Raw genomic sequence first — 18,615 nt, forward strand, 5'->3', positions numbered from 1 at the left:
CCTTTCGGCTATGCTAGGCCATCAATGAAGCGTCACCAGAGAGGGTTCTATGCGGTTAGGTGTTGCCATGCCAGCGGCGCTTGCGGCACTCGCAGGGGGGATTTTTGCCTGGTATTGCCACACTGCAGGGGTGACCCCAAGCGCGTTTGGGTGGCTGTTGGTAGCCGCCTTACTGGTAATGGGGTGGCGCCCGCGCATAGGTATATGGCTGCTAATCGGCTCGTGGGTCTTTATTAGCGTACAAGGTGAATGGGGGAGTCGCTTACCGGCGGGGCTAAGCGGAGAAGACCTTGCCGTTGAGGCAACCGTGTTGACCGCCCAGCCGGTGGGTAACGCCACGCGCCTGCTGTTAAGCGTTGATCAGTGTCAAAGCTCTTCAACTAGCGTGACACAACGGCCCAGCTGTTCCTCGCTCGCCAAGGTGCGCATAACCGCTTATAGCGATGAGCGATTTAAGCCCGGTGAGCAGTGGCAAATGACGTTGCGTTTGCGACCTCCCAGTGGCTTTGCCAACCCTGATACCTTCAATTATGAGCAGTGGCTGTGGCGAGAGGGGATCCACGCGACAGGCTACCTGCGCCAGGAGCCAGCGCCAGTTCGGCTCTCTGCTGCTGGCCCTTCGCTGCGCCAGTTAGCACTGGATTTTTTAGCCCGTCAGCCACTCGACGATCGAACCAAGCGCTGGCTGGCAGCATTGACGTTAGGCGATAGCGAACAGCTTACCCAAGACGACTGGTCGCTGCTGAATGCCACCGGCACCACGCATCTGATGGTGATTTCAGGATTGCATGTCGGGCTGGTGGCGTCTTTTGTGCTGCTGTTGGCCAGGCTAGTGGCTCGGTTTGCAACCCCCACTAACTGGCGCATGCGCACCTGGCCGTGGTGGGTGGCAGCGCTAGCCTGTGTCAGTTATGCCACCCTTGCAGGGTTGGCACCACCAGCCATGCGGGCGATGGTGATGACATTGATCGGGCTGTGGGTGCTCAGTGGTCGGCATGCACCGGGGGCTTGGCAGGCGTGGTGGCTGGCGCTTGCGCTGGTACTAATGGTTGATCCGCTCGCGTTATGGCGGCCGGGCATGTGGCTGTCATTTTTGGCAGTAGCGTGGCTGATTATTATTTGGCAGGGACGGCGGCGTCCTCAGGGTTTAAAGGGCTGGTGTTGGGCGCTGGTGAGATCGCAGCTGCTGCTAGCTCCGCTAATGGCTGCCGCTGTCTTGGTGGCCTTTGGTCGAGTGGCGCCAGCCGCCCCATTGATCAATTTAGTCGCCGTGCCCTGGGTGAGCTCGGTAATGGTGCCAACGGCACTGCTAGGGTGGCTACTGTCACTTCTTCCCATGGTAGGAGAGGCGCTGTGGTGGTTGTTTGAGCAGGCGCTGAGCGTTTTCCACCTGTTGCTGACGCTTGCTGTGCAGCACTGGCCATTGTGGGAACCTGATCGGTCGTTAACCTATCCGCTCGCCTTTGCACTGCTACTGCTCTCGTTATGCTGGGGACTACCCGCTGTGCTGCCAGGTTTACGGCTGGCTGCCACGGCGTTGGTCTTAGCGCTCCCGTGGTGGTCGCTTTCATCATCGATTCCTCAAAATACGCTTAAAGTTAGCGTCCACGACGTTGGGCAGGGGCAGGTGATAGAGCTGCGTAGCGAACATTATCGCCTGCTTTACGACACCGGGCCGCGCTTTCGTAGTGGCTTTATGCCGCTGGAAACGCTGTGGTCGCCGGGGCAGAAGTTTGATCAAGTGATAGTCAGCCACGCTGATAATGACCATGCGGGCGGTATCGGCGCATTGCTAGCCGATCATCGGGTCAGTCAGTGGATGGCTCCCGCGGGTGAGGGGCTGCCAGTTTCAGGTATTGACTGTCAGCGTGGTCAAAAATGGCAGCATGACGGAGTGAGTTACCGTATTCTCTGGCCGCCCGCGGGTGATAACGATTTATCGGCCAACGATCGCTCCTGTGTACTTGAGGTGAGCGTTGGTGAGCAACGACTGCTGATTACCGGAGATGGGGGCACAGAGGTAGAGCGACGCTTTCTGCGTGAGGTGGAGCTGCCCGTTAGTGTATTGGTGGCAGGGCACCATGGCAGCGGCACCAGTTCGGGGGTTCAGTTTGTGCGCCATACCGCACCAGAGCATGTGATATTTAGCGCCGGGCGAAGTAATGCTTTCCAGCATCCGGTAGATTCTGTGGTGCGCCGTTTTCGCCAGCAGGGAAGCTGTCTATGGAGTACTGCTCATGACGGAGCCTTGTTATTTTGGTTAAACGCGGCCCAGCCCATTCAGGTTGAAACGACGCGGCCAGTGCCAAGACGACGCAACCAGTGTTGAAGCGCGTCGCCATCAGGTAGAATTCCCCGCACTGCATACTATAGGCCCCAGGGTCTAGGCTAGGAGCGAGTGTGACTGATTCAAGTTGGGGTATCTATAAGCGGTTGTTGGGCTATGTGAAGCCGCATTGGCGGGCTTTTGCGCTAGCGATAGTGGGCTTTGTGGTTTACGCGGCGTCGAGTACCGCGCTGGCGGAAATGATGAAGCGCTTGATTGATGGCATTCAAAACCCAGATGCGGCGTTTCGGCTATTTCTACCGCTGTTTGTGATTATTATGTTTTCCGCCCGGGGGGTAGGTACTTTTTTAAGCACCTACTTCATGGCCTATGTGGGCCGCTACGTGATTCATACCCTGCGTTGCGATGTGTTTGCTCATCTACTCCATCTTCCAGGCTGGTTTTTTGACCATCACTCCAGCGGCCAGCTGGTATCACGGGTAACCTACCACGTTGAGCAAGTCGCGGGGGCGGCCACCAAAGCGGTGACGATTATTCTCCGTGAAGGGCTGTTCGTTGTCGGCCTGGTGCTCTACCTACTCTGGACTAACTGGATGCTAACGCTGCTGTTTTTGGGCGTTACGCCGATCATTGCGGTAGTGGTGAGCTACGTCAGCAAGCGCTTTAGGCGCATTTCAAAGCGCATTCAGCACTCCATGGGCGATGTTACCCATATTGCCTCAGAAGCGCTGTCGGGCTACCGGGTAGTCCGTACCCACGGCGCCGAGCAGTATGAAAAGCAGCGCTTTGAGCGGGTAAGCGAAGAGAACCGCCGTCAGAGTATGAAAGAAGCCATGACCCGTGCGGTCAGCTCCCCCGTGATTCTGATGCTGGTGGCTATCTCCATGGCGCTACTGGTCTGGCTGGCCATGGCGCCCTCGCTGATGGCGAACATGACGCCCGGTGAGTTTGTGGCTTTTATTACTGCAGCCGCCCTGATGATCAAGCCCGTGCGCCAACTGACCGAGATTAACGGTGAAATTCAGAAAGGCCTGGCGGCCGCGTCAGAGCTTTTCGGATTGCTGGATAGGGCACCTGAAGAGGATAGCGGCAAACATATCGCCAGCCGTTTAAGCGGCGATGTCGTGATCGATCATGTTAGCTTCCGCTACGCTGACGATCAGCCCGATGTCCTGCACGATATTAATCTGCGCATAGCGCCAGGCGAGCTGGTGGCGATAGTCGGGCGTTCGGGGAGCGGCAAGTCCACTCTGGTCAGCCTGTTGCCGCGTTTCTATCGTCCCAGCCAGGGGAGTATTACGATCGATGGCATTAATGTTGATGAATACGCGCTCGGCCCACTGCGCCAGCAGATTGCCCTGGTGTCGCAGCAGGTGACGCTATTTAACGCCTCGATTGCCGATAATATTGCTTACGGGGTGGCCAATCCTGATCCCCAGGCTGTACAGGCTGCGGCTGAAGCCGCCTATGCCCATGAGTTTATCGATAAACTGCCCAATGGTTATGCCACCACGGTGGGAGAAAATGGCGTGATGCTCTCAGGCGGCCAACGCCAGCGGCTGGCGATAGCCCGGGCGATTTTCAAGGATGCGCCGCTGCTTGTGCTGGATGAGGCCACTTCCGCGTTGGATACGGAGTCCGAGCGCTATATTCAAAAAGCCCTTGAGCGAGTCTGTGAAGGGCGCACCACGCTGGTCATTGCCCACCGCCTCTCCACCATTGAGCGGGCTGACCGCATTGTGGTGATGGATCAGGGACGCATTATCGAAGAGGGGTCGCATCAAGCATTGCTGGAAGCCGATGGCGCCTACGCAGCACTCCATCAGCTACAGTTCCAAGAAGCGCCATGAGCCTTTTTTCGATATGAGCCTATTGTGATGAACTTTGCCAAGAGAACACTGGCGGAGCGCTGGCTACAAGGCGCATACCAGGGCAGTCGCTGGCTATCGCCGCTGAGGCCGTTAGGGGCGCTTTACCAGTGGGCCATGGCGCGGCGCGAGCGTGAGTACTCTAGCGGCAAGAAAGCCACTTGGAAGGCGCCAGTGCCGGTTATTGTGGTCGGCAATATTACTTTGGGCGGAACGGGTAAATCGCCGCTGGTGGCGTGGCTAGCTGGCTGGCTGGTGGCCCAAGGCTGGTCGCCAGGTATCGTTAGCCGTGGCTATGGCGGAAAAGCGCCCCGTTACCCGCTACTGGTCACCGCCGACACTAACGTTGCCGAAAGCGGCGATGAGCCACTGATGCTGGCACAGCAGACGGGGCTTCCAGTGGCCGCAGACCCCAATCGCGTGCGCGGAGTTCAGGCACTGGTAGAGAAGGGCTGCGATATTATCTTGAGCGACGACGGTTTGCAGCACTTGGCGCTGGATCGAGATATCGAGCTGGTGGTTGTGGATGGTGCTCGTGGTTTGGGCAACGGGCGCTGCCTGCCCGCCGGGCCGCTACGCGAGTCTCCCAGTCGGTTGCAGCGTGTTGACGCGGTGATCGTCAACGGTGACTTACAGTCATCGCTGTCGGTTGCCCCGACTATTATGCAGTCAGCCACCACTATGCAGCTGGCACCGCTGTGCTGGCGCCGCCTTGATGACGGCGCACGTTTTCCGCTCGCGCCACTGCCGTTTACGCTGCCGGTGCACGCGGTGGCAGGTATCGGACATCCTGAGCGCTTTTTTCGTACGCTCTCCGCGTTGGGTGTTGAGGGCGAGTGGCACCCGTTAGCCGATCACCAGCACTTTAGTGCGGACGCGCTAAGCTTTATCAATACCCGCCCAGTGATTATGACCGCTAAAGACGCCGTGAAGTGTTACGCCCTGGCTCCGTCCAACAGCTGGGTACTAGATGTGGAAGCAACCCTTCCGCCCGAATTTGAGCACTGGCTGGCAGCGCGGCTGTCGGCACTTTCCTGAAGGAGATACGCGCATGGATAAGGAACTGCTGGCAATGCTGGTTTGCCCGTTGTGTAACGGTAAACTGAAGTATGACCGCGACGCTCAAGAGCTGCGCTGCCACTATGATGGCCTTGCCTATCCGATCAAAGAGGGGATTCCGTTGATGTTGCCGGAAGAGGCTCGCGTGATGGATGCCGATGAAAAGCTGCACACTTCACAAGGGCGTTCACCAGGGCGTTCTCCAGGACGTCCTCAAGAGCGCTCTGGAGACGCTTAATGACCGTCTTTGATGACATGGCTGATGAAATGGTTGATTTCAAGGTGCCTGATTTTACCGTCGTCGTGCCTGCCCGCTACGGCTCTACCCGGCTGTCCGGCAAGCCATTGCTCGATATTGCCGGGCAGCCGATGGTCGCTCACGTATGGCGCCGTGCTTGCCAAAGCCACGCCAGCCGGGTGGTCGTGGCAACAGATGATAGCCGTATTCGTGATGCCATGCTGCCCTACGGCGCCGAAGTGATCATGACCCGCGACGATCACCCTTCGGGCACCGACCGCTTAGCCGAGGTGGCTGATATATTGGCATTGACGGATGATGCGCTGCTGGTGAATGTGCAGGGCGATGAACCGCTGATCCCTCCCGCGCTGATCGACCAGGTGGCGCTGCGCCTAGCCGACGATCCTGAAGCGTCGATAGCCACGCTGGCGGAGCCTATCAATGATGTGGACACGCTGTTCAATCCTAACGTGGTCAAGGTAGTGCGCACACTGCAAGGCCGCGCGCTGTATTTCTCACGGGCACCCATACCTTGGGATCGTGAACAGTTCAAAGCGCCACCGACCATGCTGGCAACCGATGCTTGGCTGCGCCATATCGGTTTGTATGCGTATCGTGCCGGTTTTCTAGCCGCCTACCGTGACTGGCCCGCCTCAAGCCTTGAGCAGCTTGAACAGCTCGAGCAGTTGCGTGCGCTGCAGAATGGTCACGCGATTCAAGTGGCGCTGGCCTGCGAAATAAACCCTGCTGGTGTTGATACGGCCGAGGATCTAGCGCGGATTCGGGCGCTGCTGACCTAGCGCGTGTTCGGGCGCTGCTGGCCTAGCGCGTGTGCTGCTTGAGTAGCCCAGCTTTTAAGGAGCTATCGTGAAAGTGTTATTTGTATGTTTAGGCAATATTTGCCGTTCACCCACCGCCGAAGGTGTTTTTCATCGTGCCCTTGAGCGAGCGGGAATGGCCGATGAGGTTGAGATAGACTCCTGCGGCGTTGGCAGTTGGCATGTAGGCAAAGCGCCAGACGCCCGCGCCCAGCAGGCAGCGCTACTGCGCGGTATTGATTTAAGCGGCCTGCGTGCCCGCCAGCTAAGCGAGCACGACTTTACCCAATTCGACTACGTGCTGGGCATGGATCAGGACAATTTACGCGCCATGCGCGAGCTGAAGCCTGCCAATAGCCAGGCGCATGTTGGGCTGTTTTTAGATTTTGCCGGTACCCCCGGTGCCGAAGTGCCAGACCCCTATTATGGCGGTGATGAGGGGTTTGAGAAGGTTCTAGATATGATTGAAGCGGCATCAGAAGGGCTGATTCGACACCTTAAGCGAGAGCTGTAATGGGTCTGAAGGTGTGGCTACACAGATGAATATTCTTAGCAATGTGGATTTGTCCGCCGCTAATACGCTTAGGCTGCCCTGCCAGGCAGAGCGCTTCGCGGCACCAACGACATTAACAGCACTACGTCAAACGTTAGCCGAGGCACGCCGTGAAGGCTGGCCCGTTACGTTGCTAGGTGGTGGGAGCAATGTTCTACTTCCCGGAGCACTACCAGGTTTGGTGGTGCGGCCTGATTTGCAACAGTGTTGGTTTAGTCAGCGTCAAGGGCATGTGCTCGCCCACGTAGGGGCGGGGGTTAATTGGCATGCGCTGGTGATGACGACTGCCGCACGGGGGATGTGGGGCATTGAAAATCTGGCGCTGATTCCTGGCAGTTGTGGTGCCGCACCGGTGCAAAACATAGGCGCCTACGGCGTTGAGCTTGCCGACACGCTTCAAGCGGTGCAGGTAATGGAGCTGGCCACAGGACGGGTTGAATGGTTAGACGCCCAGCAGTGCGCTTTTGGTTACCGTGAGAGTATCTTTAAAGGCGAGTTGGCGGGTAGCGTTGTCATCACTCAATTGGTCTTGCGCTTGTCGCGTACGCCTGCTCCACAGCTCGGATATGGCGACCTAGCCAAGAGGTTAACGGGCGCTCCCACGCCGTTTGCGGTAGCCGAAGCGGTATGCGCCATTCGGCGTGAGAAGCTGCCCGATCCACAGGTGCTGGCCAACGCGGGGAGCTTCTTCAAAAACCCATTGGTGGCTGGGGCGCAGGCAGCGCAGTTATTACAGCAGTTTCCCGCAATGCCTCATTTTCCCCAAGAGGGAGGGCAAACAAAGCTGGCGGCGGGGTGGTTAATCGACCAGTGTGGCTTGAAAGGGATGCGTGATGGTGCTTTTGGCGTGCACCAGCATCAAGCCCTGGTGCTGGTGCACTTTGGCGGCGGTGATCGTCAGGGCCTAATGAAAACAGCTAACTATATCGCTGACCTGGTTGAGGCACGCTTCGGCGTACGTTTAGAGCCCGAACCGCGGTTAGTTAACCCCTATTAGTTCAGCCCTATTAGTTCACCTCTATTAGCTAAACTTTAGAGCCTGTCTTTTCAGATGCACATAACGCAAAAATCCCCGCCGAAGCGGGGATTTTTGTTACTGCAACACGCGACCGATTTATTCGGAGCGGGTGTCTTGCTGGGCCTGTTTGCGTTTCTCACGCGGGTCATTGTGAGCCCGGGTGCGACGACGGCGAGGTTTAGCCGCTTCTTCAGTTGCTGCGTCTTCAACTGGCGCTTCGCTGGCGACTGGCTGAGATTCTGCTTGAGTTGCATGGGCTTCAGCCGCAGGAGCCTCAGTTGCGCCTAGATCGTCACCACTCTTTTCAGGGCTATTCTCTTCAGCGCTATTCAGTTCAATGCTTCTGTCTTCAACGCCCGTGTCTTTAACGCTTCTGTCTTTAACATTCTGGGGCTCATCAGCTTTTTCTGCGGCATCTTGCTTCGGCTCGCTGCTTTGATCCGTATCACTACTGAAAGGTGTAGGGACGGCGGCTTCTTCAATAGTTGCCGCTGGATCGACAACGTTACCCGTAGGCGGGTCGATGGCTTCAGGCGCTACCGGTTCGCTAACGCTGTGCTGACTATCGTCGGCTTTCTCACTCTCAGCCGGCTCTGCGTTGGCCTCGGCTGCTGTTGAGTTCACCTCTGATGGTACTAGCTGCTCAGCGCTGGCTGCGGTCTCCGGTTCGCTCGGCTTGGCAACGGCCTCATCTTGCTCAACGGTATTGTCAGTTGGCGTCTGTTCCGTCGGTGACACCGCTTTAGGCTTACGGCGCTGGTGCGTCGATTTGCTCGCTTTAGCGTTCTCAGCCACGGGCCGGTCGGCGGTCGTTGCGTCGTCCGCTTGCTCTGGCTCCGGCTTAGGCTCGGGCTCACTCTTAGCGTTGGACTCAGGCGCATCGGCTGATGCCACTTCTTGCTGAGCGGTATCGCCTGCTGGCGCAGCGGTATGACTCTCCGATGCCGACTCTGGGGCGATCGGTGCGTCACTTGTCGCTGCTTTAGCTACCTGCGTCTGTTCTTCTTTAGCAGATGCTTCGCTCGGCTCTTGGGTTGCTGCTGGCGCTTCATCCTGAACTTCAGCCTGCAGTTTTAACTGCTCTGCTTCGGCCTGGGGGTTGATCGCCTGAGTGCGTGTGCGGTTACGCGGGTTGTTACGCGTACGCTTCGGCTTGCCGTCGTCTTGTGGCGTCTCAGAGGTTTTTGTCTCTGAGCCATTGACCGCTTCATCACGCTGATTGTCGCGTTTTTTGTCACCACCGGTATCGCGACGCGATTCTTTCTGCGCTGCGCTTTTGCCGTTGTTGCTCTCTATAGAGCCATCTTTTGCAGAGCTGTCTTTGCCAGTGCTGTCTTTGGAAGAGCTATCAGCCTGGGTCTCTTTGCGAGGCGCTTTGTTGGCTGATTCTTGCCCGCTACCATCATCTTGCTGAGGGTGACGACGGCGGTTGCGGGTACGGCTGGGGCCGCTGCGCTTATCGCTATTATCGTCACTGGCAGGGCGCGGCGTACTGCTGCGCTGCTCGGTTTTTTGCTCAGCTTTTTGTTCTGCTTTTGGCTCAGGGCGGGCGCTACTATCGCTGCGCGACTCATTACGGCTAGTGTTGTCACCGCGCTCGCCACGTGACGACTTTTGCCGCGACTCGTTGCTGCGCTGATTGGTTTTACGCTCGCTCGGCTTGCGCGGCGCCGGGGTTTCAACCTTGGGCTCTGGCGTGGCTTCGGCACTGCTTTCGTCGCTACCAAGCAGTTTGGCGAAACCGCGCATAAAGCGGCCAATAACGCTGGGTTGCTCGCTGGTCACCGGGGCTGCTTTAGCCGCCGAGGTTGGAGAGGCGGCAGGCGCTTTCTCTTCAGTTTGCAGCGATGCCGGAGCGGGAGCGTTGTGCGTGACACTCTTAACAGCGGCTTCGGCCCTTAGCGCGGGCGGCACGAAGCTGGGTGTCGGCTCTTTGCCTACTTCGGTATCGGTGGAGAGCTCAAAGCTTGATAGGCTTTGGGTGTCATCCTCGTCCAGGTGATCATCGCGCAACCGCTGTACGTCGTAGTGGGGCGTATCCATTTCAGGATTGGGCAGCAGCACTACGCGCACATTCTGACGAGACTCAAGATCCGCCAGCACACTGCGTTTTTCATTGAGTAAGTAAGTCGCCACGGGTACCGGCAGAATGGCGCGAATCTGCGCGCTATTCTCTTTCATCGCCTCTTCTTCAATCAGGCGCATGATGGAGAGGGAGAGCGAGCGCACATCGCGAATGGTGCCCTGGCCATTACAGCGCGGGCAGACCACGCCGCTGGTTTCACCCAGCGAGGGGCGCAGACGCTGGCGGGACATTTCCATCAGGCCAAAGCGTGAAATACGGCCAATTTGCACCCGTGCGCGATCCAGCTTTAGGGCATCGCGCATGCGGTTTTCAACTTCACGCTGGTTGCGCGCCGGGCCCATGTCGATAAAGTCGATAACCACCAAACCGCCGATATCGCGCAGGCGCAGTTGGCGGGCGATCTCATCGGCGGCTTCAGAGTTGGTCTGTAGTGCAGTCTCTTCGATATCGCTGCCGCGGGTGGCGCGGGCGGAGTTGATATCAATAGAGACCAGCGCTTCGGTGTGGTCGATCACAATTGAGCCGCCAGAAGGTAACTTCACTTCGCGCTGATAGGCGGTTTCGATTTGCGATTCGATCTGGAAGCGCGAGAACAGTGGTACTTCGTCCGCGTAGAGTTTGATTTTTTGCTGATACGAGGGCATTACTTGACGGATAAAGGCCAGCGCTTCGGCGTGAATCTCGGGGCTGTCGATCAACACTTCGCCAATATCTTGGCGTAGGTAATCGCGCATGGCGCGAATGATGACGTTGGATTCACGGTAAATCAGGAACGGAGCAGGGCGTTTGGCGGCTTCGGTAGTGATGGATTCCCACACCTGAACCAAATAATCCAAGTCCCACTGCAGCTCTTCCGGGTTGCGGCCGATACCAGCAGTGCGAACGATCAGGCCCATTTTATCCGGTACGGTCAACTGACCCATGGCATCTTTGAGCTGGCTGCGTTCATCGCCTTCGATACGGCGAGAAATACCGCCAGCACGGGGGTTATTAGGCATTAGCACCAAAAAGCGGCCAGCCAGACTAACGAAAGTGGTCAGCGCGGCGCCTTTATTGCCACGCTCCTCTTTATCGACCTGGACGATGACCTCTTGGCCCTCTTTAAGCACTTCTTTAATGCTCGGGCGTCCGGAAACGTCTTTGACAAAGTACTCGCGAGAGATCTCTTTTAAAGGCAAAAAGCCGTGACGATCAGCGCCGTAGTCAACAAAGGCGGCTTCCAGGGAGGGCTCTACGCGGGTAATTTTGCCGCGATAGATATTAGCTTTTTTCTGTTCTCTTGCGCCGGATTCGATATCTAAATCGTAAAGGCGTTGTCCATCAACTAAAGCGACACGCAGCTCTTCGGGCTGGGTCGCATTGATAAGCATCCGTTTCATAGTGTCTCGCATAGCGTTGCGTGCCGGCGAACTGCCTATTGGGTGACGTAGGCGAATCGCTGGGTGCTGCGTGCTTGTGCTCGGCGCATTGCAATGCTGACGCGTCAAGCCGGGAAGGCGTCATCGCCAACCCGGCCAATAGGGCGTTGAGTACGTGGCGGAGGCAGGACGTGTTCCGGTGGCTGTCACGTCCATCCGGCCCTGCTGACACCGCCAACACCTGGCATTCATCGATTCACCAACGCCGGCCACCGGCACAGCGTTGAACTTTTCGCCCGGAGTCAGTCAGCGCCTTGTGACGAATAAGACGGAGCTGCTCAGGGCGTGGCGTTGTTTAGTTACTGCCTGCCGTTGAGGGCTAGGCTTACTTTCATCTGCCGGCATAAAAAACGAGCGGCAGAGTTACTGCATTTTTAAGATCAGTTTTTAATACTGGAAAAACGGGCAATGCGTACACTGGTGCCGCTTTTATGTTCAGGCCTGCGTGTTAGACGGGCAGGCGCATTAACCAAGCTCAGCGGTGATGCTCTCTGCTAACAAATTTAATCAATTAGCTATCGATCAGCTAGTCACTAGCGCTAGACAAGACAGCTTTCCGCGCTCAGCTGGTGAACGTTTTCGAATATAACAGTAAAGACAACGACCAGCAATTGACGCAATGCCTTTGGGTCTACGCTAGAATGCCGCTTTTAAGCAGGAGTAAGTAGTAATGTCCGAAGGGCGTGAAGTGCAGTGGGTGGATATCGCCCCGGAGCAAGCAGGGCAGCGAATTGATAATTTTCTCATGACGCGTCTTAAAGGTGCGCCTCGCGCGCTTATCTATCGCATCGTGCGAAAAGGAGAAGTGCGCGTTAATAAAAAGCGAGTGAAGGTCGATTACCGGTTGCAGGCCGGCGATTTAGTACGCGTTCCGCCGCTGCGTTTGGCCCCTCGCGAGGCGGTGAAAGAAGTCAGTGACAATTTGCGCGACCTGCTGGTAGGCAGCGTTATTATGGAAGGCCCCGATTGGATGGTGCTTAACAAACCTTCTGGTTTAGCAGTGCACGGCGGCAGCGGGGTTAAAATCGGTTTAATAGAAGCGCTGCGCCAGGTGCGTGATGATCTGAGTTTTCTGGAACTGGTTCACCGCCTGGATCGCGATACGTCCGGCTGTTTGCTGCTGGCCAAGTCACGCGATGCGCTGGTGACGCTGAACGAGTCGCTGAAAAAGCATGGCATGGATAAGCGGTATCTGGCCCTGGTCAGCGGGCGCTGGCCGGCGCGGAAAACCTATGAAAGTGCTCGGTTAGACCGTTTTGATGCCGGTAACGGCGAGCGGAGGGTAAGGGTGGATCCCAACGGTAAAGTGTCGCGCACCCATTTTTCGGTGGTCGAAACCTTCGAGAAAGTAACGCTGATAGAGGCTGAGCCAGTAACGGGCCGCACCCACCAGATTCGCGTACATGCCGCCCACGCGGGCCATGCGTTGTTAGGCGACGATAAGTACGCTACCCGCGAAAGCGGTCTGCTCACCAAACAATTAGGGCTGGGGCGTCTGTTTCTTCATGCGCGGGCGCTGACCTTTCCAGAGCCCACTAACGGCCGCCCGGTAACCGTCAAAGCGCCGCTGCCAGAGGCTCTGGAGGAGACGCTTAAGCGCGCCCGTCAATAACTCCTTTTTACCGCGTTACCTATTACAAGGAGCTGCCATGCAGTACGAGTTAATTATCTTTGATTGGGACGGCACCTTGATGGACTCGGTGCCGCGCATTGTGTCGTGTATGCAGGCGGCTGCTTTAGAGGCAGAGTGGGGAGCGCTTACTGCGGCTGAAGTGGAAGATATTATTGGCCTGGGGCTGCCCGAGGCAATTGCCAAACTCTGCCCAGGTATATTGCCTGCCCAGGCCGAGCGGCTTCGCGAGCGTTACGCGCACCATTTTGTGCAGGCTGACACCACGCCGATGGCGTTTTTTAGCGGTGTTGAAGCACATATCTCTCGTCTGCGTGGGCATGAGCAGCAGCGTTTAGCGGTGGCGACAGGTAAAAGTCGTCGCGGTCTTGACCGTATTTTTGCAGAGACCGGCAGCGGCGCCTGGTTTCATGCTAGCCGTACGGCGGATGAAACTCGTTCCAAGCCGCACCCGCAAATGCTTTCAGAGCTGCTGGCAGAGCTCACGGTGCCGGTCGATCGGGCGCTGATGGTCGGCGATACCGAGTATGACTTGGAAATGGCTAGGGCGATTGGAATGGATCGGGTGGGTGTAAGCTATGGGGTGCATACGCCCGAGCGCCTGGCAATGAGCGAGCCCAAGTGGATTGCCCATAGCGTCGACGAGCTTTTTGATCGGTTATAAGGACATTTTATGAGTGACGATCCAACCCGCCAAAATAGTACACCAGAGGGGCATGACGGCCCGGCCAATGGCTATCGCCGTAACGACGCTGACCGTAATGACTCGGTTAATAGTGACCAGCCCAGCGAGTTAAGTGAAGACCCTTGGACAGAAGGGCCTGAAGTCCCGCCCGGTAAAGGAACTAAGCAAATGCCTGGGGAGCCAGGCGACGATGCGGAAACGCTACGCGAACGCCAGCGATTAGCGCAGTTGGAAATGATGGACCACTGGATAGGCGGCGTCTTGACCGAACAGCGACGTACCCGCCGTTGGAAGCTGTTTTTCCGTCTCATGTTTCTCGCTGTTGTGTTGGTGGCGCTGTCTGCCGCGCTTTATAGCCTGTTCTGGGATTCGCCAAGTGCCACCGCGCCCACCCAGCGCCACTTGGGCATTGTTGAAGTTGATGGGGTGATTGCTAGCGATTCGCCGGCCAATGCGGAGCGCATCATCCAAGGGTTAAATCGTGCCTGGGAGGTGGAAAGCGCTGCTATCGTGGTGCTGCACATTAATAGTCCAGGCGGCAGCCCCGTGCAGTCTCAACGTATCTATGCGGAAATAATGCGCCTGCGCGAGCAGGGCGATAAACCGATTATTGCGGTGATTGAGGATGTCGGTGCCAGCGGCGCTTATTACATTGCCGCAGCGGCAGATGAGATTGTTGCATCGCCGGTGAGCCTGGTGGGCTCAATTGGCGTGATTTACGCTGGTTTTGGCTTTGAGGAGGCGATAGAGCGCATTGGCGTTGAGCGCCGCGTGCTCACAGCGGGGGAAAATAAAGCGTTTTTAGATCCTTTTCAGCCGCTGGATGATGATGCCGAGGCGTTTTGGCAAGGAGTGTTGAGTGAAACCCATCGCCAGTTTATCGATGACGTCCGCGCGGGTCGCGGCGAGCGGCTCAGCGATAGCTCGGACATTTTCTCTGGCCTCATCTGGAGCGGCGAACAGAGTGTCGAGCTGGGTTTGGTCGACCAGCTGGGCAGCCTCGAGCAGCTGTCTCGCGATCAAGTGGGTAACACCGACTGGGTGGACTATACGCCGAGCCTTGATCCATTTGAGCGCTTTACTCGGCGCTTTACCCAGGTTGTTGCCGAGGTGTTGGGTGTTAGTGCACCCAATACCCCGCTGCGCTTCTAGGTGCTCATAGCCTCTTATGGTTAGCGTGCGCCAAGCGGATCTAGGCCCGCTTGGCGCAACATGTCGCAGAGCGCAATCAGCGGAAGTCCGATCAAGGCGTTGGGGTCACGGCCTTCCAGTTTTTCAAACAGCGCAATACCTAGGCCTTCCATGCGAAAGCTGCCTGCGCTGTCTAGCGGCTGTTCTTTGGCGACATAGTTTTCGATCTCTTGCGTGCTAAGAGTGCGAAACACGACCTCGAAAGGCTCGACATGCACTTGGTGGCGCTGGCTGCGTGTATCCAGCAGCGCTAAACCAGTTAGGAAGGTGACGCGCTGACCAGAAAAGCGGGCAAGGTTTGCGCAGGCCTTTTCAACTGTGTGTGGTTTGCCAAGAATGTCGCCTTCAAACACCGCCACTTGGTCAGAGCCTATAATGCAGTGATGAGGGAAATGGGCCGCCACGGCGTTGGCTTTGCTGAGCGCTAGTCGATGCACCAGGGCATGGGGCGTTTCGCCACTACGGGGCGTTTCATCAATATCCGGCGAGTGGCTCTGGTAGGGGAGTTGCAGGCGATCCAGCAACTCGCGCCGCCAGCGTGAACTTGAGGCAAGCACCAGCTCTGCAGTTGATAACTGAGCAGTTGACGACTGAGTGCTCGATGGCTCGGTCATGGGTGATAAGGTCACAGTAAAACTCCTGGCTACGTGGTTGCGCTAGTGCAACGTCAAAGCAGTAGAGTGTAGCGAAAGCTGCTAAACGTGCCTATGTTGGCTGTTTATAGAGACCAGCGTTGTTTATTTATTGAGGAAACCATGAAAAATATACCGGCAGCTTTGACACCAGCAGGGGGAGTGCCTATCATTGCGCGCCTATGTTGACCTCACAACTCCCCAGTCGGGTGGAGCCTTATAAGCTCGCAGCCCGCCACGAACGAATCGAAGGCTTGGTAGCGCTTGATAAGCTGCCACGTCTTGCCGAAGAAGCGGGTGTCCAAACCGGCGACTGTCATGTCGTGCTTGAGTTTGGCGTCGATTCTCAAGGCCGTCGTGAAATTCGTGGCCACTTGCAAGCGACGTTGGCGCTTGCCTGCCGACGCTGCCTAGTGCCGCTGCCTCAAGAGGTGAGCAGTGATTTTCTGCTTGGAATGGTCACTGATGAAGCCTTAGCGGCCGAGTTGCCCGCTAGTCATGAACCGGTGCTGGTGGAAAAGGAACAGCTGGATCTTCTGACGGTGGTTGAGGATGAGTTAATTCTCAGCCTGCCCCAGGTGGTCTATCACGATGAAGCCGAATGTCATGTCTCGGCGGAGCAGCTGGTCAGCAAAACAGAAGGCGCGGCGTCAGAAACAACGCCAGCGACGAACCCTTTCGCGGTGCTGAATGTCTTGAAAGGCAAAAAATAAGCACCCTTTACCTTAAATACCTTGGAGTAAACCCCCATGGCAGTTCAACAGAACCGTAAAACTCGTTCCAAGCGCGGCATGCGTCGCAGCCACGATGCGCTGACCGCTCCGACGCTGTCGCAGGACAAAGAAACAGGTACGACTCACCTGCGTCACCACGTTTCTCCAGACGGTTTCTACCGTGGTCGTAAAGTGGTTGAGGTATAAGCCTCAACTACCTTAATAAGCGGCTAAACGGATTCAGTGCGGTATGCGCTTAGCGATTGATGTTATGGGGGGTGACCAAGGCCCTCGTGCGATTATCGCAGGCTCCGCAAAGGCGGTGGTGGAACATCCCGGTCTTGAACTGATTTTGTTTGGCCCGCGTCAGCAGATTATTGCTGAGCTTTCGCGCTTGCCGCAGCCCCTGGCTGCGGCAACGTCACGTTTGGTGGCGCGTGATGCGCCCGAAAGTGTGATGCCGGGGTCAACGGCTGCTTGGGCATTGCGCAAAGGCCATGCGACGAGCATGGCGCACATGCTGCAATGTGTCGCCGATGGTGAAGCGGCTGCCGGTGTAAGCGCAGGCAACACAGCGGCGCTTGTTGCCTTGGCAAGGCGCGAACTGGGCATGGTCGAGGGCATTTCTCGGCCGGCGATCAGTACGGCGATTCCAGCACGCCAAGGGCGCCGATGTTATCTGCTGGACCTAGGTGCCAACGTTGATTCCCCGGCTCATCAGTTGGTCGATTTTGCGCTGATGGGGGCGGCGATGGCGCAGTGTGTCGATGGCACGGTTACTCCGCGTGTAGCGCTACTCAATGTTGGTGCAGAAGCCACCAAGGGGAGCGTCAGCGTACGTGAGGCTGACCGCCTGCTGCGCGAGCGCGCCAGTGGTAGTGCTTTTGACTATCAGGGCTATGCTGAAGGTGGTGATCTGTTCAAAGGTAAGCTAGATGTGGTGGTGTGTGATGGTTTTGTGGGCAATGCTGTCCTCAAGGCAAGCGAAGGATTGACGAGTATGTTGGTTGAACGCGTGCAGATGGCATTTGAATCGCGCCTAAGCGGTCGTTTGGCAAGCCTACTGGCCAAGCCTGTGTTAAAGCGCTTAAAACAAGAGCTTGATCCCGTGCGTTACAACGGGGCCAGTTTATTGGGGTTGCGCGGTATCGTAGTGAAAAGCCACGGCAGTACTCATGCCGATGGGTTTTACTACGCTATTCGGCGTGCCTTGCAGGAAGTGGAACATAATTTGCCTGCACGGATCGCAGGCCGCTGGGGTCCGCCATCAAGTGCAAGCGATGGCGCAAATCAGCCATGAGATGGCGCAAATCAGCCATGATTAGATAATAAATAGCTAGTTTTTTTGCGGGGTTATAGGTGGCATCAGGATGTGCCAATAATCTCGAATATCGCTCATATGAGCAAATGCCTACAAGAGCAAAGGTGAACGACATGTCTCAACCCCTTGCCCTCATTTTCCCCGGGCAAGGCTCTCAGCAGCTTGGAATGCTGCGAGAGCTTGCCGAGCGTTATAGTGTGGTGGGAACGACATTTGAGGAAGCGTCGGATGCTTTGGGCTACGATTTGTGGAAAGTCGTCCAAGAAGGCCCCGAAGAGTCGCTTAATGCAACTGCCTGCACCCAGCCTGCACTGCTCTCTGCAAGCGTCGCTATTTGGCGAGTGTGGCAAGAGTTAGAAGGGCCTCGACCAACTGTCATGGCGGGCCATAGCCTAGGCGAATACAGCGCTATGGTGTGCGCAGGTGTCATGAGCTTTGCCGAAGGTGTCAATTTAGTGCGCCTGCGCGGAGAAGCCATGCAGGAAGCGGTGCCGGCGGGTGAAGGCGGCATGGCGGCGATCCTGGGTCTAGCGGACGATGCGGTTGAAGCCGTCTGTGCCAAGGCTGCCCAGGGCGATGTTGTTTCAGCAGTTAACTACAATTCCCCAGGGCAAGTGGTGATAGCCGGTGCTAAAGCGGCCGTTGAGCGGGCGATGGTTGCCTGCCAAGAGGCCGGTGCTAGGCGCGCCATGGCATTGCCGGTTTCTGTGCCCTCGCACTGCGCGCTGATGCGTCCTGCTGCTGAACGCCTGGCAGCGGCTATACAAACGATTGAGCTGCGAGCGCCGCGCTATACGGTGATTCAAAATGTCGATGCTCAAGCCCATGCCGATACCGCGACACTGAGCACGCGACTAATCGAGCAGCTCTATCAGCCAGTGCGCTGGAGCGCCTGCGTGGAAGCAATGGCGGGCCAGGGCGTGGAGATATTTATTGAGTGCGGGCCAGGAAAGGTGTTGACTGGTCTCAATAAGCGTATCGTCAAGGGTAGCAAAGGGTTGGCGGTGAATGATCCTGATAGCCTTGAGTCTGCGCTTGAGCTAGCGCGTGAAACGTTGGCTGATAAAGCGTGACCAAGGGGTGTTTTATTTCGCTATC

General features: G+C 56.9%; 16 protein-coding genes. 14 read left to right on the plus strand and 2 right to left on the minus strand.

Going from position 1 to position 18,615, the window contains the following annotated elements:
• Positions 1–49 precede the first annotated feature (49 nt).
• From QHL1GM_RS01285 to murB, 7 genes are all read left to right on the plus strand, one after another.
• A complete protein-coding gene (locus QHL1GM_RS01285; RefSeq protein ID WP_071692864.1) occupies positions 50–2,329 on the plus strand; it encodes a DNA internalization-related competence protein ComEC/Rec2 in 2,280 nt (759 codons plus the stop codon).
• Between the two features lie 71 nt (positions 2,330–2,400).
• Positions 2,401–4,137, plus strand: a complete 1,737-nt coding sequence (msbA, locus tag QHL1GM_RS01290; protein WP_071692865.1) for a lipid A export permease/ATP-binding protein MsbA — start codon at positions 2,401–2,403, stop codon at positions 4,135–4,137.
• 27 nt (positions 4,138–4,164) lie between these two features.
• Positions 4,165–5,193, plus strand: coding sequence for a tetraacyldisaccharide 4'-kinase (gene lpxK, locus QHL1GM_RS01295; RefSeq protein WP_071692866.1), 1,029 nt, complete (start codon positions 4,165–4,167; stop codon positions 5,191–5,193).
• 13 nt (positions 5,194–5,206) lie between these two features.
• On the plus strand, positions 5,207–5,452 hold the full coding sequence (locus QHL1GM_RS01300; protein ID WP_071692867.1) for a Trm112 family protein: 246 nt from the start codon (positions 5,207–5,209) through the stop codon (positions 5,450–5,452).
• Positions 5,452–6,252, plus strand: coding sequence for a 3-deoxy-manno-octulosonate cytidylyltransferase (kdsB, locus tag QHL1GM_RS01305; protein WP_071692868.1), 801 nt, complete (start codon positions 5,452–5,454; stop codon positions 6,250–6,252). The genes QHL1GM_RS01300 and kdsB overlap by 1 nt, the downstream gene beginning before the upstream one ends.
• Positions 6,253–6,319: 67 nt before the next feature.
• Positions 6,320–6,784 (plus strand): low molecular weight protein-tyrosine-phosphatase, encoded by a 465-nt coding sequence (locus QHL1GM_RS01310; RefSeq protein ID WP_071692869.1) that lies wholly within the window; start codon positions 6,320–6,322, stop codon positions 6,782–6,784.
• A gap of 25 nt (positions 6,785–6,809) precedes the next feature.
• Complete coding sequence (gene murB / locus QHL1GM_RS01315; RefSeq protein WP_071692870.1) at positions 6,810–7,820, plus strand: UDP-N-acetylmuramate dehydrogenase; 1,011 nt, start codon at positions 6,810–6,812, stop codon at positions 7,818–7,820.
• Positions 7,821–7,937: 117 nt separating this feature from the next.
• Here the strand turns inward: murB and rne are convergent, their stop codons facing one another.
• A complete protein-coding gene (rne, locus tag QHL1GM_RS01320) occupies positions 7,938–11,306 on the minus strand; it encodes a ribonuclease E (RefSeq protein ID WP_071692871.1) in 3,369 nt (1,122 codons plus the stop codon).
• 709 nt (positions 11,307–12,015) lie between these two features.
• On the opposite strand from rne, the gene QHL1GM_RS01325 reads away from it, so the two are divergent.
• Genes QHL1GM_RS01325 through sppA form a run of 3 tightly spaced genes read left to right on the plus strand, consistent with a single transcriptional unit; the run spans position 12,016 to position 14,812 of the window.
• Positions 12,016–12,957, plus strand: a complete 942-nt coding sequence (locus QHL1GM_RS01325) for an RluA family pseudouridine synthase (protein ID WP_071692872.1) — start codon at positions 12,016–12,018, stop codon at positions 12,955–12,957.
• 37 nt (positions 12,958–12,994) lie between these two features.
• Positions 12,995–13,639, plus strand: coding sequence for an HAD family hydrolase (locus QHL1GM_RS01330; protein ID WP_071692873.1), 645 nt, complete (start codon positions 12,995–12,997; stop codon positions 13,637–13,639).
• A gap of 9 nt (positions 13,640–13,648) precedes the next feature.
• Complete coding sequence (gene sppA, locus QHL1GM_RS01335) at positions 13,649–14,812, plus strand: signal peptide peptidase SppA (protein WP_071692874.1); 1,164 nt, start codon at positions 13,649–13,651, stop codon at positions 14,810–14,812.
• A 20-nt stretch (positions 14,813–14,832) separates the two neighbouring features.
• On the opposite strand, the gene QHL1GM_RS01340 is transcribed toward sppA, so the two are convergent.
• Positions 14,833–15,465, minus strand: coding sequence for a nucleoside triphosphate pyrophosphatase (locus QHL1GM_RS01340; protein WP_071695871.1), 633 nt, complete (start codon positions 15,463–15,465; stop codon positions 14,833–14,835).
• Positions 15,466–15,665: 200 nt separating this feature from the next.
• Here QHL1GM_RS01340 and QHL1GM_RS01345 point away from each other — a divergent pair, with 200 nt between their 5' ends.
• The 4 genes from QHL1GM_RS01345 to fabD all read left to right on the plus strand — a co-directional run bounded on the left by QHL1GM_RS01345 (position 15,666) and on the right by fabD (position 18,590).
• The gene (locus QHL1GM_RS01345; protein ID WP_071692875.1) at positions 15,666–16,196 is read left to right on the plus strand and encodes a YceD family protein; all 531 of its coding nucleotides are present in this window, start codon (positions 15,666–15,668) and stop codon (positions 16,194–16,196) included.
• 36 nt (positions 16,197–16,232) lie between these two features.
• Positions 16,233–16,403 carry a 50S ribosomal protein L32 gene (rpmF, locus tag QHL1GM_RS01350; RefSeq protein ID WP_007114757.1) on the plus strand — a complete coding sequence of 57 codons (171 nt, stop codon included), beginning with the start codon at positions 16,233–16,235 and terminating at the stop codon, positions 16,401–16,403.
• Between the two features lie 43 nt (positions 16,404–16,446).
• Positions 16,447–17,496 (plus strand): phosphate acyltransferase PlsX, encoded by a 1,050-nt coding sequence (plsX, locus tag QHL1GM_RS01355; protein ID WP_071692876.1) that lies wholly within the window; start codon positions 16,447–16,449, stop codon positions 17,494–17,496.
• Between the two features lie 134 nt (positions 17,497–17,630).
• Complete coding sequence (gene fabD, locus QHL1GM_RS01360) at positions 17,631–18,590, plus strand: ACP S-malonyltransferase (RefSeq protein ID WP_071692877.1); 960 nt, start codon at positions 17,631–17,633, stop codon at positions 18,588–18,590.
• The last annotated feature ends 25 nt before the right edge of the window (positions 18,591–18,615 follow it).

Origin of the sequence: Halomonas sp. QHL1 (genome assembly GCF_001882345.1) — a bacterium.
Lineage (GTDB): Bacteria > Pseudomonadota > Gammaproteobacteria > Pseudomonadales > Halomonadaceae > Vreelandella.